The sequence below is a fragment of the Streptomyces sp. NPDC002845 genome (genome assembly GCF_053591955.1).
The window spans coordinates 46,919-59,760 of sequence record NZ_JBSFUU010000047.1; the positions used below are offsets into that span (position 1 = coordinate 46,919).

General features: G+C 69.3%; 10 protein-coding genes and 3 pseudogenes. 3 read left to right on the top strand and 10 right to left on the bottom strand.

The genetic code is table 11. The annotated features are described in order from the left end of the window. Positions 1-99: 99 nt before the first annotated feature. The 6 genes and pseudogenes from ACWD3C_RS29760 to ACWD3C_RS29785 all read right to left on the bottom strand — a co-directional run bounded on the left by ACWD3C_RS29760 (position 100) and on the right by ACWD3C_RS29785 (position 3,238). The gene (locus ACWD3C_RS29760; protein WP_451149251.1) at positions 100-351 is read right to left on the bottom strand and encodes a hypothetical protein; all 252 of its coding nucleotides are present in this window, start codon (positions 349-351) and stop codon (positions 100-102) included. Positions 352-420: 69 nt separating this feature from the next. Next, positions 421-726 (bottom strand): zinc finger domain-containing protein, encoded by a 306-nt coding sequence (locus ACWD3C_RS29765; RefSeq protein WP_451149252.1) that lies wholly within the window; start codon positions 724-726, stop codon positions 421-423. Positions 727-1,042: 316 nt separating this feature from the next. Further along, positions 1,043-1,213: a hypothetical protein gene (locus tag ACWD3C_RS29770; protein WP_451149253.1), complete on the bottom strand. Its 171-nt coding sequence runs from the start codon at positions 1,211-1,213 to the stop codon at positions 1,043-1,045. A gap of 133 nt (positions 1,214-1,346) precedes the next feature. Beyond that, a pseudogene (locus tag ACWD3C_RS29775) lies at positions 1,347-1,619 on the bottom strand (WD40 repeat domain-containing protein); the annotation flags it as partial. 202 nt (positions 1,620-1,821) lie between these two features. Next, positions 1,822-2,457, bottom strand: a pseudogene (locus tag ACWD3C_RS29780) (ISAzo13-like element transposase-related protein); the annotation flags it as partial. A gap of 79 nt (positions 2,458-2,536) precedes the next feature. Further along, positions 2,537-3,238, bottom strand: coding sequence for a TetR/AcrR family transcriptional regulator (locus tag ACWD3C_RS29785; RefSeq protein WP_451149254.1), 702 nt, complete (start codon positions 3,236-3,238; stop codon positions 2,537-2,539). A 99-nt stretch (positions 3,239-3,337) separates the two neighbouring features. Here ACWD3C_RS29785 and ACWD3C_RS29790 point away from each other — a divergent pair, with 99 nt between their 5' ends. After that, entirely contained in the window at positions 3,338-4,285 is a 948-nt protein-coding gene (locus ACWD3C_RS29790; RefSeq protein WP_451149255.1) for an NAD-dependent epimerase/dehydratase family protein, read from the top strand. A 71-nt stretch (positions 4,286-4,356) separates the two neighbouring features. On the opposite strand, the pseudogene ACWD3C_RS29795 reads toward ACWD3C_RS29790, so the two are convergent. Further along, a pseudogene (locus tag ACWD3C_RS29795) lies at positions 4,357-4,836 on the bottom strand (major capsid protein); the annotation flags it as partial. Positions 4,837-4,848: 12 nt separating this feature from the next. Next, positions 4,849-5,916, bottom strand: a complete 1,068-nt coding sequence (locus ACWD3C_RS29800) for a hypothetical protein (RefSeq protein ID WP_451149256.1) — start codon at positions 5,914-5,916, stop codon at positions 4,849-4,851. 414 nt (positions 5,917-6,330) lie between these two features. Here ACWD3C_RS29800 and ACWD3C_RS29805 point away from each other — a divergent pair, with 414 nt between their 5' ends. Further along, positions 6,331-6,630 carry a hypothetical protein gene (locus tag ACWD3C_RS29805; RefSeq protein ID WP_451149257.1) on the top strand — a complete coding sequence of 100 codons (300 nt, stop codon included), beginning with the start codon at positions 6,331-6,333 and terminating at the stop codon, positions 6,628-6,630. On the opposite strand, the gene ACWD3C_RS29810 is transcribed toward ACWD3C_RS29805, so the two are convergent. After that, positions 6,597-10,967, bottom strand: a complete 4,371-nt coding sequence (locus ACWD3C_RS29810; RefSeq protein ID WP_451149258.1) for an AAA family ATPase — start codon at positions 10,965-10,967, stop codon at positions 6,597-6,599. The two genes, ACWD3C_RS29805 and ACWD3C_RS29810, sit on opposite strands and share 34 nt — an antisense overlap. Positions 10,968-11,104: 137 nt before the next feature. Beyond that, positions 11,105-11,992 (bottom strand): lipase/acyltransferase domain-containing protein, encoded by an 888-nt coding sequence (locus ACWD3C_RS29815; protein ID WP_451149259.1) that lies wholly within the window; start codon positions 11,990-11,992, stop codon positions 11,105-11,107. A 349-nt stretch (positions 11,993-12,341) separates the two neighbouring features. Between ACWD3C_RS29815 and ACWD3C_RS29820 the strand changes: the two genes are divergently transcribed. Continuing rightward, on the top strand, positions 12,342-12,842 hold the full coding sequence (locus ACWD3C_RS29820) for a hypothetical protein (protein ID WP_451149260.1): 501 nt from the start codon (positions 12,342-12,344) through the stop codon (positions 12,840-12,842).

Here is a 12,842-nt window from a genome sequence, read left to right on the forward strand (position 1 = left end):
GGTCGGAACGCCGTCGTGCAGGGGCTCGGGCCGCCAAAGCCTCCAGCAGCAGCTCCACCGCCTCGGCTACGCGCTGGTCGGGGCGCTGGGCGGCGGTGATCACCGCTTCGTGCTGCCGGGCCGGCAGCACGCGCAGGACGGCGGAGGGCCTGACCGGGGCGGCGCGCCGCCGTGCTCCTCCTGCCACTGCTTCAGAGCCTTCCTGCCCGCGTTGGTCATCCGGTGCTCGCCCTGGCAGTCCTCGTGCGGGACGACCAGGCCGTCGGCCCGAAGGCGGGCCATCGCCGCAGGGTGGCCGGTGACGATGCCGTCCTCGTTGGTGGCGAGGATCTCGGCGCCGGTGGGGCTCAAGGTGATCAGCTGTGCTCTTTCGTTTTCAGGTGGCGAGCCGCGTCCGTGCGCCTCGCCACCGGGGCGGGGTCAGGTCGGCCAAGGAGCGAGCAGCGTCCGGGCATTCGCCTCGTCGCGCTGCTGGTCGATGGCCTCGGCGGTCTTGATCCGGTCGGCGTGCCGGCCATCTGCGGTGTGGCCGCTGGGACGTCGGCAGCGTTGGCCCGCCTCTGCCCGGCAGTGAGGGCCGCGGCCTGGGGCTGCGTCACCCCCCTGCGTGAACTTCTGTGGGAGCGACTGAGTCGCCACGATGTTGAACGAGCCGCCGCCCTCGCTCGGCAAGCGTGCGACGCAGGCCACGCGTTCGTTGTCCACGGGATGTGCGATGACGAGCATGAGGAGTTCCGCACGAGCGTGCTGCGCGAGGCCACGCGCCCGCTGGATGACGTGGCAGAAGTGGCCCCTGAGCCGGAAATGACTGCCCTACGGCCACGGCCGCGCCCCGAACGCGCGCGGCGTCCTTCGACTGGCAGCCGCATGCCTCGCGTGATCGCGACGGTGAAGCAGCGGGAGTCGGGCATAGCGGTCACCACCGCGGTGAGCGGCTGTTCGTGGACCGGCCGCGTATCGACCTTCAGGCCACGTATGACGATGGCTGTGCGGCACGCCGAAGATGAAACAGCCCCACTTGATGGACGCTTGCCCACCCGCGTCAGGTGGGGCACACCGGGCCGGTGTCCGGGCGCGTCAGACAGGTGGAGCGTTCCTGTGGTGTCAGGTCGCGGTGGAGGGCGCGGCAGATCTTGCCGACCGCCTCCGAGCGCTGCGGGAGAGCGATGTTCCACCACAGGACGGAGCCGTCGTTCGTCCCGGCGGCGATCATCCGGCCGTCCCGGCTGAACGCGAGGGAGGACAGCCCGCCGGCGGCGCCGGTGAGGCAGAGCGCGTTCGGTGCCGGTGGCCATGTCCCACAGCCATACGGTGTGGTCGTTGCCGCCGCTGACCAGGGTCCGGCCGTCCGGGCTGAACGCTACGGACGTCACGGAACTGTCGTGGCCCTTGAGCGTTTTCCGCACGGTCCTGTCTGCCGTGTTCCACAAGGTGATGCTGCCGTCCGACCCGGTGTACGCGACGGTGCGGGAGTCCGGGCTGAAGGCCGCCGCCTTGCCCGGACGCCCGCTCGGGCCGGCGGACGAGGTGCGGACCTCACCGGTGCCGGCGTCCCACTGCCACAGCACGTTGTCGTAGTCCCCGGCGATCAGGGTGCTGCCCCGAGGGCCGTACGCCACGGACAGGGTGGCGTCCTCGGGGCCGGCAAACGTGCGGAGCGGCGTTCGTCCGTCGACGTCCTACAGGCGCACCGGGCTGCTCGTGGCGATGGTCCGGCCGTCGGGCGAGAACGCCATGTCCGTGATGAGTCCGCTGCCAGTGAGTACCGCCTTCTCCGCCCGGTGGGGGGATCCCAGAGCTGAACGCCGGGACCTGCATCTGCTCCTTCTTCTTCGTGTCCACGCTGATCACCGGGTCCCCGGCGTCCAGGAACTGGCTCACCTCGGCGTTGAGGTGCCGGAACTGGGCGTCGCGGTCCCGGTGCGAGCTGCCCGCCAGGACCCTGGCGTTGCCGCACAGGCTGAACCCGCCTCCTTCAGCAGCGCGGCGATCGTGTCCCGTCCCGCTGCGCGTCCCTGGGCGGCGAGTTCGTCCGCCAGATTGCGCAGTGACTTCGTGGTCCAGGTCAGCGGCCCTATCGGATCGCCTTGCATGCTGTCCTCGACCAGGGACAGCAGCGCGGCGCGCAGCCCCCGGTCCTTCTCGGCCGTGGCCGGGCGGGCCCCCGCCGGGGCGGCGTACCCGGCTGTCCGGCTCGGCCCCCTCCCCCAGGTCGGCCAGTCCCCGGCTGACACAGCCCTTCGAGACCCCGGCCGCCGAGGCTACGGCGGCGATCCCGCCGTGCCCGAGCTGCCGGGCGTCCGCGCCGTACAGCAACCGGCGCTGACGCTCGTTCAGATGCGGGATCACCGCTTCGAACTTCGCCCGCAACGGACCGATCAACTCATCGAAACGCCCTGTACCACGGCAACGAGCCCAAGCCCCGGAAGCAGCCCATAGATTCCCGACGAGCCCCATGCGCCTTCGATCGCGGCGGTCACGATCGGCCGGCCCTTCGCGAATGCCCGGTCGTGGCGGAGGAACCCCGCCGTGTCCCTCAGCCGGTGGTGTCGGCCTTGGCTTCGCAGCAGCACGTCCCGCGCGGTTGGGTCGAAGGTGCGCCGACGGCGTTCCGGGCGGTTCGGGATGGGCTGGCGGTGGCGGCCGATGGGCGGCAGCCTCGGACGACGGCCTCCAGGGAGATACGCCAGTGGTGGTCGGCCTGTTCGCCCTCCCCCAGGGCGCCGCGTAGTTCCAGGCTCGCCAGGCCGTGGACCAGGGCGTTGAGATGGACCGCGATGTCGTACGGGTCGGCCGGGGCGAATCGGCCGGCCTCCATGCAGCGGGCGACGGCGCGGGTCAGGGTTTCGAACGTGCCCTGGATCTGGGCCAGGTCCGCCTCCTCGGGCCGGAAGTCCGCCACGGGTCGGCCGAACATCAGCTCGTACAGCTGCGGATTGGCGCGCGCGGCGGCCCGGTAGGCGTGTCCGAGCGCCTTCAGGTCGGCCTCGGGGTCGCCGTCGGTGGGCACACTGGCAAATTCGTCGGTCAGTCGGGCGAACCCCTCCAAGAACATTGCTCGCAGCAGGCTCGCCTTGTCGCCGAAGAGGTTGTACACGGCGGTTGTCGACGTGCCCACCTCCTGCGCGACGCGCCTGGTGCTCAAGGCTTGCGGGCCCTCTTCGGCGAGCAGGCGACCGGCGGCGTCCAGCAGATCTCGGCGGAGTTCGTCGTAATCGCGCGTGCGTGGTCGTCCCATGTTGACAAGGGTAACACAACGCTGTTTCATAACAATGTAACTAAATGCTTCCCTCCCTGGGCAGGCCATGGGCCGGGGAGGACAACCTCAGGAGTCCCCATGTCCGCTGGATCCGATCTGCACGTCGTCCTCGGTGCCGGTGGCGCCGTCGGCAGCACCGTTGTCAAGGAACTCGCCGTGCGGGGGCACCGTGTGCGTGCGGTCAACCGCAGTGGCCGGCTCACCGTGCCGGACGGCGTGGAGGTCATGCGAAGCGACATCACCTCGGCCGACGGAGCCGTATCGGCGTGCGCCGACGCCTCCGTCGTATACCACTGCGCCGCGCCGGCCTACGACCGATGGGTGAACGAGTTCGCCGCGATGACCGAGGCGATCCGCAAGGGCGCGGCGGCCGCGGGAGCCAAGCTGGTGTTCGCGGACAACCTGTACATGTACGGGCCAGTGACCACGCCCATGACCGAGAGCATGCCCTACGCCGCGCGCAACCCGAAGGGCCGCGTCCGCGCCGAGATGGCGCGCTCGCTTCTGGCGGCCCACCACGCGGGCGAACTGCGCGTCACGCTGGGCCGGGCGTCTGACTACTACGGTCCCGGCGGCGTGAACAGCACTGCGGGCGCGACCGTGTTCGCTGCAGCCCTGCAAGGCAAGATCGCGCGCTGGGTGGGACCCCTCGACCAGCCGCACTCGCTCAGCTACCTGCCCGACTTCGCCAAGGGCCTGGTGACCCTTGGCGGCGACGCGCGGGCGGACGGCCTGGCCTGGCACATCCCCGCGGCAGAACCCCTGACGGGGCGCCAGTTCCTGGACCTGGTGTTCGCGGAACTGGGCCGCCCCGAGAAGTCTGCCGCCCTCGGCCGCACCATGCAGCGCACCCTCGGCCTGGTGAACCCGACCGTCCGCGCCCTCGGCGAGACCTGGTACCAGCGCGACCGCCCCTTCGTGACCGACGCCGCCAAGTTCACCGACACCTTCGGCCCACTCCCCACCACGCCCCACCCGCAGGCCATCGCCACCACCCTCGCCTGGTTCCGGACCACCCTGAACTGAGCTGCACCCCGTTTCGTGGAGTCCCGCGGAGTGTCCCGAGTTGGGTGGAGCCGACGGACTGTCCCGGCCGGAACACCCCGGTCGACCTCGATCGTCAGCCCGTTCTCGTTGACGAGTGAGAACTTGCCGTCGGTGAGCACGTCGCCGGCGGCGAACTCCAGGCGGGACCGGATCGCTTCGACGTGCCGCTCCACGTCGTCGTACAGCAGCTCGATCAGCCGGTCCTGGTCGGCGCCGCGCGAGGCTTCGAGGAGGAGCTGTTCCTGCTCGCCGATCAGCAGCTTCTGGCCGAGCGGGGGCAGCATGCCCTCGCGGGTGGTCTCCCATGCCGCGCGGGTGGCGAACGGCACGCTCGCGTCGTAGGCGCGGTACTTGGCGGCGTTGACGTAGCGGCCGTTGTCGCGCACCCGCCACTTGACGTCCTGGACTTCCAGCGTGGGGAAGATCCCGTTGGCGCTGGTGAGGAGGAAGTCCGCAGGCGTGGGGATGGCGCGGGCGAACGCGGTGAGGTCGCGGGCGGTAACACCGTCGATGAGATCCTGAATCGTCACTGGCCGGCCCCCTCACACAAACCGGATCTGGGCGCCCGTGGAGGACGGGGTCACCGTGGACGGATCGATGCCGCCGGGTACCGCCCACGCCTTGACGACGCCGTGCCACAGCAGCGCCGCCGGAACCCGCGTGGCGGTGGGCGCGAGCAGCGCCTCGGCGAAGGTGACCCCGGCCAGTTCCTGGCGGGCGTCAGCAGCTGCCTCGTCGTACGACCCGTAGAGGCCGGACACGCTGATCTTGCCGATGGGGACGCCGGACAGGACCCGGCTGTAGGGCCGGTGCGGGTCGGCCGACGCCACCCAGTGGGTGTCCTTGGTGAACGTCGAGATGTCGAGGGTGATGGTCTCGGTCTGGTCGGTGCCGTGCAGCGAGGCGAGCCAGGCCCGGTCAGCGGTGTACGACCGCGACGAAGCGATCGGCTGAAGGGTCACAGCCAGTCCTCCCATGGACGAGCAGCGAAGGGGGTTCGCGCACTCACCGGGCTGGTGGTGCCGTCCATGGAAGGAAGGGTTGGGGCGTGGTCCCCAGTCCGGCCTTGTCCCGCCGGTGGGATGGCAGTGCGGGTCAGTCGGAGGTGACGTAGCCGCGCCTGCGGGCCATCTCCAGCCCGGCCGCGCCAGGCTTGGCCGGAGCGGAGTCCAGCGCGGCGGCGGCCCTCCGGCCGGAGACCCACCCGGCGCGGGTGGGGCACTCTCGCGTGGCGTACCGAAGAGCTCCGGCCGCCGGGTCGCGAGGGCCTCGGCGGCCTCGGTGAGCGCCTGGTCGTCCGCGTCGTCCGCGTCGTCCGGCAAGGTCAGCAGCTGCTCGGCGTCCGCGAGGTCCTCGCCCGTCGCACCCAGGGGCACCAGAGCGGTCCGGCGCTGCGCCGCCCGCTCCCGCGCCGCCGCGGCCGACTCCCGTGCGATGGCCGCCTGTTCCTTGTCGGCCGCCGCCTTCTCACGACGTTCCGGCTCCGACAGCGCCTCCGTCTCCGCCTGCTTCTTGTCCTCGATGAAGGCCGCCAGGGTCGCGGCATCGGGGAACCCGGTCTGCTCCAGCAGCTCCTTCATCGCGGCCCGACCGCCCTGCTGCTTTCTCACGGGCCAGCAGGGTGGAGACCTGCTCCTGGGTGAACGTCTTGGAGTCGGCGGGCGGCTGATTGGACGGTTCTTCGCCAGAGGCTCCGAGAACCGGGTAGATCGGCCGACCGTCATCCCGGTACCCGAGCGGCACATGCGGCGACGGAAGGGAACGGCGCGTCATGCGGAAACCATCCCTGGTCTACTACGCCCCCGCGCCGAAGATCAGTGCAGCCGGACTCATTGCTCCGACATCTTCTTCACGATGGCCTGTAGCTGGCCCACGATCGTCTCGGGGTGGAGAGGTTTCCATCAGGACCTCCAGGTCGATGTCGTAGATCATGCGCTCGACGGCACCGAGAGGTCCATGTAGAGGGAATTGCTCGGCTGTCCGATGCCGTGTGACGGTGTGGTGATCCGACTCGTTGGCAGTGCATGAGCGTGCATATCGGCACCGGCAGCACGATGCCAGGGGAAGGGTGGGTGAAGTTCTACCGCGGTATCTACATAGACGTCGACACTTCCGCGGCAGGGTTCACCTCCATTCCCGCCTATGTGAGTTCGGTGGGAGGGGACGGCACCCAGTGGGGACTCGTCGGCACCAGTGCCATCTACAGTCCGACGGCCACCGGCTTCCGCCTCTATCTGCAGTGGCACGACAACCAGGACCTGGCTCCAGCCCATGCGCAGCGGTTCAAGTTCTACGTCAACTGGATCGGCGTCGAAAATTCCTGACCGTCCCGACCGAGACGCAGCGTGGCGAAGGCGATTCCCCTGCCCGTGACCACCACACCAATCGTGTCGGCCGACCAGGCCAGCGCAGTGACAGCCAGCACCTGGTCGAAGACGGGTAGGGTGGGGCCGACTTGGGCCCCGACACGCAGATCCCATGCACGCACCGTGCCGTCGGCCGACCCTGTGACGGCGATCGGCCGGCCGTCCGGGAGCACCACGATCTCGACCGCGTTCACCGCGCCTGTGTGGCCGGTGAGCGGATCTCCGAGCGGTTGGCATACATGCAGGTCCCATGCACGCACTGTGCCGTCGGCGGATCCGGTGACGGCGATCGGCCGGCCATCCGGAAGGACCGTCGCCGCGACGGCGAACACCACACCGGTGTGACCGTCCAGTGAGCCACCGCTCGGGCTTCCGGTGCCAAGGTCCCATACCTGTACTTCGTTTCCCCACAAAGCGATGACGGCGATAGCTCGGCCATCCGAAAGGACCGTCGCCGCGACGGCGAACACCGCATGGGCTTGGCCGATCAACGAGCCGCCGCTCGCCCCGTCGGCGCCAAGGTTCCATTGACGCAAGCCGTCGGCGGCCCCGCTGATCACGATTGGCCGTCCGTCCGGGGGGACGACTGACGTCACCGCAAACACGGTTCTCGTGTGGCCGATGAGAGAATCTCCAAGCGGCTGACCGGTATGGAGGTCCCACACCCGTACGATGCCGTCGTCCGACGCGGAGACAGCGGCCGACCGCCCCTCCGCGAGTGTCACCGCCGTCACCGCTTCGACTCTTCTGGTGTGGCCGGTGAGCGGGTCGCAGAGCGGCTGTCCTGTGTTCAGATCCCATGCCTGGACGGTGCCGTCGGCAGTTCCCGTGACAGCGACGGGTCGACCGTCCGGAAAGCGCACTGTCGCCACCGCCGTCACCATCGATGCCGGTCCGGTGAGCATGACGTCGGCTCGTGGGCGAGTGCCCAGGTCCCAGGTTCGTACAGTGCCGTCGGCCGATCCGGTCACCGCTACGGGTTGGCCGTCGGGCAGCACCGCCGCCTCGACCGCGTAAACGGCACCGGCGTGACCGTATAACGGTTCGCCGAGGGGCTGACAGGTGGTGAGGTTCCAGACTCGTACGGTGCCGTCGGCGGATCCTGTGACGGCGATCGGCCGACCGTCGGGCAGGACCGTTGTTCCGATGGCGTACACGTCGGTGTCTCCGGTCACCAGGTCACCAATCGGCCGACCGGTGTTGACGTCCCATACCCGCACCATGCCGTCGGCCGACCCGGTCACCGCAGCTGGCCGACCGTCCGGGAAGACCAAGGCAGATACCGCGAATACGGTCCTGTCGTAATCGGGCAGTACGGTGATCGGCCTGCCCGTGTCCAGGTTCCATATCCGCGTGCCGTCGCCTGCGCCGGTGACCGCTATCAGTCGGCCGTCCGGCAACGTGATCGCCGCGATCGCGAAGATGGTCCGCGTGTGGCTAGTCATCACCTCACCGATCCGTCGGCCGGTGTTGACGTCCCATACCCGCACTGTGCCGTCGGCCGACCCGGTCACGGCGACTGGGTGGCCGACGGGTGACACCACCGCCGCCACGTCGCGAATCGGGCTGGTCCAGCCGGTGAGCGGGGTACCGATCTGTCGAGCGCCGTCCAGGTCCCACACCCGCACGCTGTCGGCCGAAGCGGTAACGGCGATCGGCCGGCCGTCCGGCAGGACCACCGCAGCCACAGCGTCCGCCATCGACGTGTGGCCGGTGAGCGGATGACCGGCGGGCTGGCTTGCGAGCAGGTTCGTCAACCGGATGGTGCCGTCATGCAGGCCTGTGACTGCGATGAGTCGGCCATCGGTCCGGACCGCCGTCGCCGCGGCGAACACCGGGCCCGTGTGGCGACTGAGAACTTCGCCGGAGCCGATGGGCCAGCGGGCCCACACGGTGTGCCACGAGGTGGCGGTGTCGGCCGGCAAGGGCGTGCCGCCGGCCGCTGCCCACAGGTCGACTGCGGCGGCGTTGGCAGCGGGGTGCCGGTAGTCCCAGCGGTGAATGCTGTGCCGGACGGCTTCGAGTAATCCCGGTACCGATGTGTGAGAGGTGATGCCCGGCGCGGACCGGGTGGGCAGGAGCGGGCGCAGTCGGGCCGGGTCGATGTAGGGCAGGAACTCGACCGTGAGGATACGTCCGTCGAGGACTCCGGCTGCGTGAGCATGCTCGGCGAGATGGCGTCGTACGTAATCGGGCGTCGTACTGCCGTTGCACAGGCTACTGAGTCGGCCGGTAATACGAGCTTGGACGTCGGCGGCCGCCCCCTCCCTGTCGCTGGGCGCGGTGACTGGTGAGGTGAGCAGGGCAGTCCAGTGGTCGCGCAGGGTCGTGCGGAGTGTGTCGTGAAACAGTCGGTAGACGGTGATGTCTTCTTCGGTGTCGGTGGTGAGATAGGCGGCCATCGGTGAGGCCAGAACCCAGGCGATGTCGCGATCGCCGTACATGGCATGGGTGTCGGCGACGGCGTTGGCGACCAGCGGCCAGACATCGCCCCACGGCAGGCCGCGCCCGTAGGCGAAGGCCACCGCGCGGAGCAGGACGACGGCGCGGTACCGGTCCTGGGCGTCGGGGAAGGCAGAGTGCAGGTCCTCGCGGAACACTCCAAAGACGCCTTCGTCGACCGCTGCCAGCCACGCCGGGTCGTCCACCTGCACCGGCTCGGGCCGGGCAGCGAGCGAGGAGGCCCCCAGCCGGGCGATCAGAAAGGATCGCCCGGCCCGGTCGGCCAGGAGGTGGGCGACCTGTTCGGCCGTCCCTCGCCAAGCGGGCAGCGCATAGGGAGAGCCGGGAGTGTTGGTCAGCACCGAGACGACGTAGGCACGGACATCGTCGCGGCTCCACCACGGATCCTCGTCGATCCGTAACCGGCGGGCCGCCAGCGCCGCTTCGGCCTCGTCGGCCATCGTCCCGCTGCCTCGGCCATCCTCCGGAATCGCGAACGGCCCGCCGTTCCGTCCGCCATCCGCGGTGCCGTCGTCGCTGGCCGGCCCTGGCAGCGACGAGTCCAGTCCACCAGGAGATCGAACGCCGACCAGCAGCCGCAGCCGACTGGCGTTGCGGCCTCCGGCCAGGCGGGCGAGGAGAGAGATGACGGCGGCCGGATCGTGGGCCTCGTCCAGGGCGTCGATGACGAGCGTCACAGGGCTTGGGTGGTCCGCGAGCCAGGCTGTCCATGCTTCGATGCGTTCGTCGAGGCTGCTGATGTCCCACAGCCCCTTCTGCGCCTGGGGCCGGGGAACGGCAAGAGCCTCGAGCAGCTGAGCGAGGATTTCGTGCGCCGACTTACCGGTGGCCAGGACAGCGACGTCAACCGCCTCGACAGCGGGTCTGAGGTCCCTGGGGATCTCGGCGATCTGCTCGGCGTACGCGTCCAGAAAATCGGGGTCGGACAAGGTGACCAGCCGGGCCAGAACCGCCGACTTGCCGCACCCCGCCGCTCCGGTCACCAGGGTCGCCCCCGGTACGGCATCGGGTGCGGTGGTCGCGATGAGTTCACGCATGAGCGCAGCGCGTCCGGTGAACAGCCAGCCCGGCTCGGCATCGCTGGCAACGCCGCGGGAGCGCGGGGCCCAGTGCGTCTGCAGGTCACGTGCAGGCAGCGCCAGTTCGTGTCTGCGTGGCTGGGTCGGCACGAGCACTGGGGAGGAGTAATGGGGGTTGGGCAGACACAGGTGCGGACCACGGGTCTGTCCTCCGTACAGTGGTTCCACCCGCTGCGTCGGACCGAGGAATTCCTGGACGGCTTCCAGGAACTGTTCCACAGTGAAGTACGGCGACCGGAGTCCGTACTTGGCACCCTGGCCCCCAGCGAGTTTCTCCACCGCCCTGGTGATCGCCCGGGTGAGTGCCCCGGTCACGGCGCGCTCCTCCTTCATCGCGCTCGGCAGCACCAACCAGGTGGCGGGCAGATCCGTGTCGAAGGAGGCGACATCGCCCATGGAAGCGCCGGCGAAGCACGCGTCCACGATCAGCAGCAAGTGCTGCACACCGACCTCGGCGAGCCAGCCGATCAGATCGCCCGTCCGCAACGCGGTGGCGCGCAATCGCGTCGAGTCGGTGTGGGAGAGAACCAGCCAGTGGTGACCATGGGCACGGCAGCCATGGCCGGTCACGAGAACCACCGCGGCGTCCGCGTCCGTCCAGGGACGCACCGGGTCACGCAGCGCCTCTTCCACTTCGGACCGGGAAGGGTTGTTCTCGAGTGGCTCGTACGCGGGCGCAGCCATGAAGGCGCGCGAGCCGAGTCGGTCGGCATCGCACAGCCACCTCCGCAGCCCTGCCACCTCCTCGGCCACTCCGGGCAATGGTTGGAAGACCGGGTCTTCGTAGTGAGTGGTGGCGACAGCTACGAAGTGACGACGCAGGACCCTCGGACCGTGACCATCGTGGTGTCCGTCCGCCGACTGCGGCGCGGGCGGCGGCTGGGCCCCCACTACCACGCCAGGCCGGGAACGGTCGTCAGAATCGCCTCACCAGCCTCCCGCTTGCCTAAATACCGTTCGGCGGCGTGAGCGTCCCCCTGGTTGACGACATGCCGGTCTTCCACTCCGGTCCACCATCTGCCCAGATCTCCGCCGCACGCGACCGGGTCGCGCACATCACGCACGTTCACCCACGCCGACACCCCGGGCGGCAGACCCCACCCACTCTGCGGACCGCTTCCCAGTCCGACCAGGGCCGCACGCACCATCCGCAGCGACAGCGGAGAGCCCACCGTCAAGAACGACTCGACCTTGTGATCGTCGTTCTGGCGCAGGAACTCCAGCGCCACGACGGAGCCAAGAGAGTGGCCGATCAGCACCCGGCAGTCGTCCCGCACCGTCTGACGTACTCGTTCATCCACCCTGGCCTTCACCACCGGATCCGACAGATATCGGCGCACCTGACGGAACTCGCCCACCAGCAACACGGCTGCGGTCGCCGAGAACCGACGCTCGACCGCTCCCAGCAACCACTGCAACGACCGCGGAACGCACGTCAGCCCTTTGAGAGGCTCCTGCCGCACCGCCGCAACCTCCTCGGCACCTACCACCTCCCCCAACACCTCTTCCAGATCGGCCAGTTCGTCCTCAGCCAGTGCATGCAGCCCATCCCGCGGTCCCGACAGTGCACCGATGGGCGCAGCGGCCGTCCCCTTGGTTCCGGTGATGACCGGCGACACCAGGTCGCCGTAGAACGCGATGTCGAGATCGGGTATGGACACCTGGCTTCCACAGGACCGTTCCAGGCCGTCAGCCACCGCAGCCGACCACGAGGCGAGCAGTTGATGCCTGCCCCGCTGCTGCTTGCCGATCCCGTGAACGCCCACCAGCACACTCATCCCTGGTGCCTCACTCCCCGCTCATCGCCTCATGCTCGTCATGGCAACGAGCACGACAGCCATCACGTCACGCGAAACATACGAATGTCGTACTGACGTCCGACTTTGCGAGCCTCACCGCCACCCCTGGCTGGGCGGCCTTCCACCGGTCGTCGGTGAACTTCACCCCGCCGACACGCAACATGAGCGAGCGCGCCCCGATCCCGGGGCGGCCGCGCTGCCCCGGCCCACCTTCCCTTCGTCCGGGTCGGACAGGTCGGGAACCGGCCGGACTGAGCGTCCGGGTATAGCGGTCGTCCGAGCATGGACATGATGCTTCCGGAGCCTTCACTCAAGCGGGTGCGAGGGCGTGAACGAGCGAGGGGGAACGGTGGCCAACCAGATCAGCCCGACCGGCTACAAGGCAACATACAAGGGGCAGAGCGGTCGCCCCGTGGACCGCGTGGTGCAGTCGTGGGGTCCCGCAGGTGGGCCCCAAGTCGTGCACGACAAACGGCTGCGGGACGCGGGCTCCATCGATGGCTTCATCGGGCTCCAGACCTGCACCCAGCAGGCTGGCATCGTCCCGGGCCAGGGGTGGGTGCAGGAATGGTGCCTGGCGCAGGAGAAAGACGCTCCGCCGGCCGTGTGGCCCATACCTGTCATCGCGTGGATCGTGGACACCAGCGGTGACACGCAGCCCGTGATCCCACAAGAGCTCCAGCCGGAGAAGGATTACAAAGGCCAGGAGATCGACCGGGACACCGGGATGAGCAGCGTGCGGACCGTCCTGATGTCCACCGTGCCGAAGATGGGCTGGCGACGCTACAACGGCTCCGACGTCGAATCGGAGGCCTGGGTCGCCCAGTAG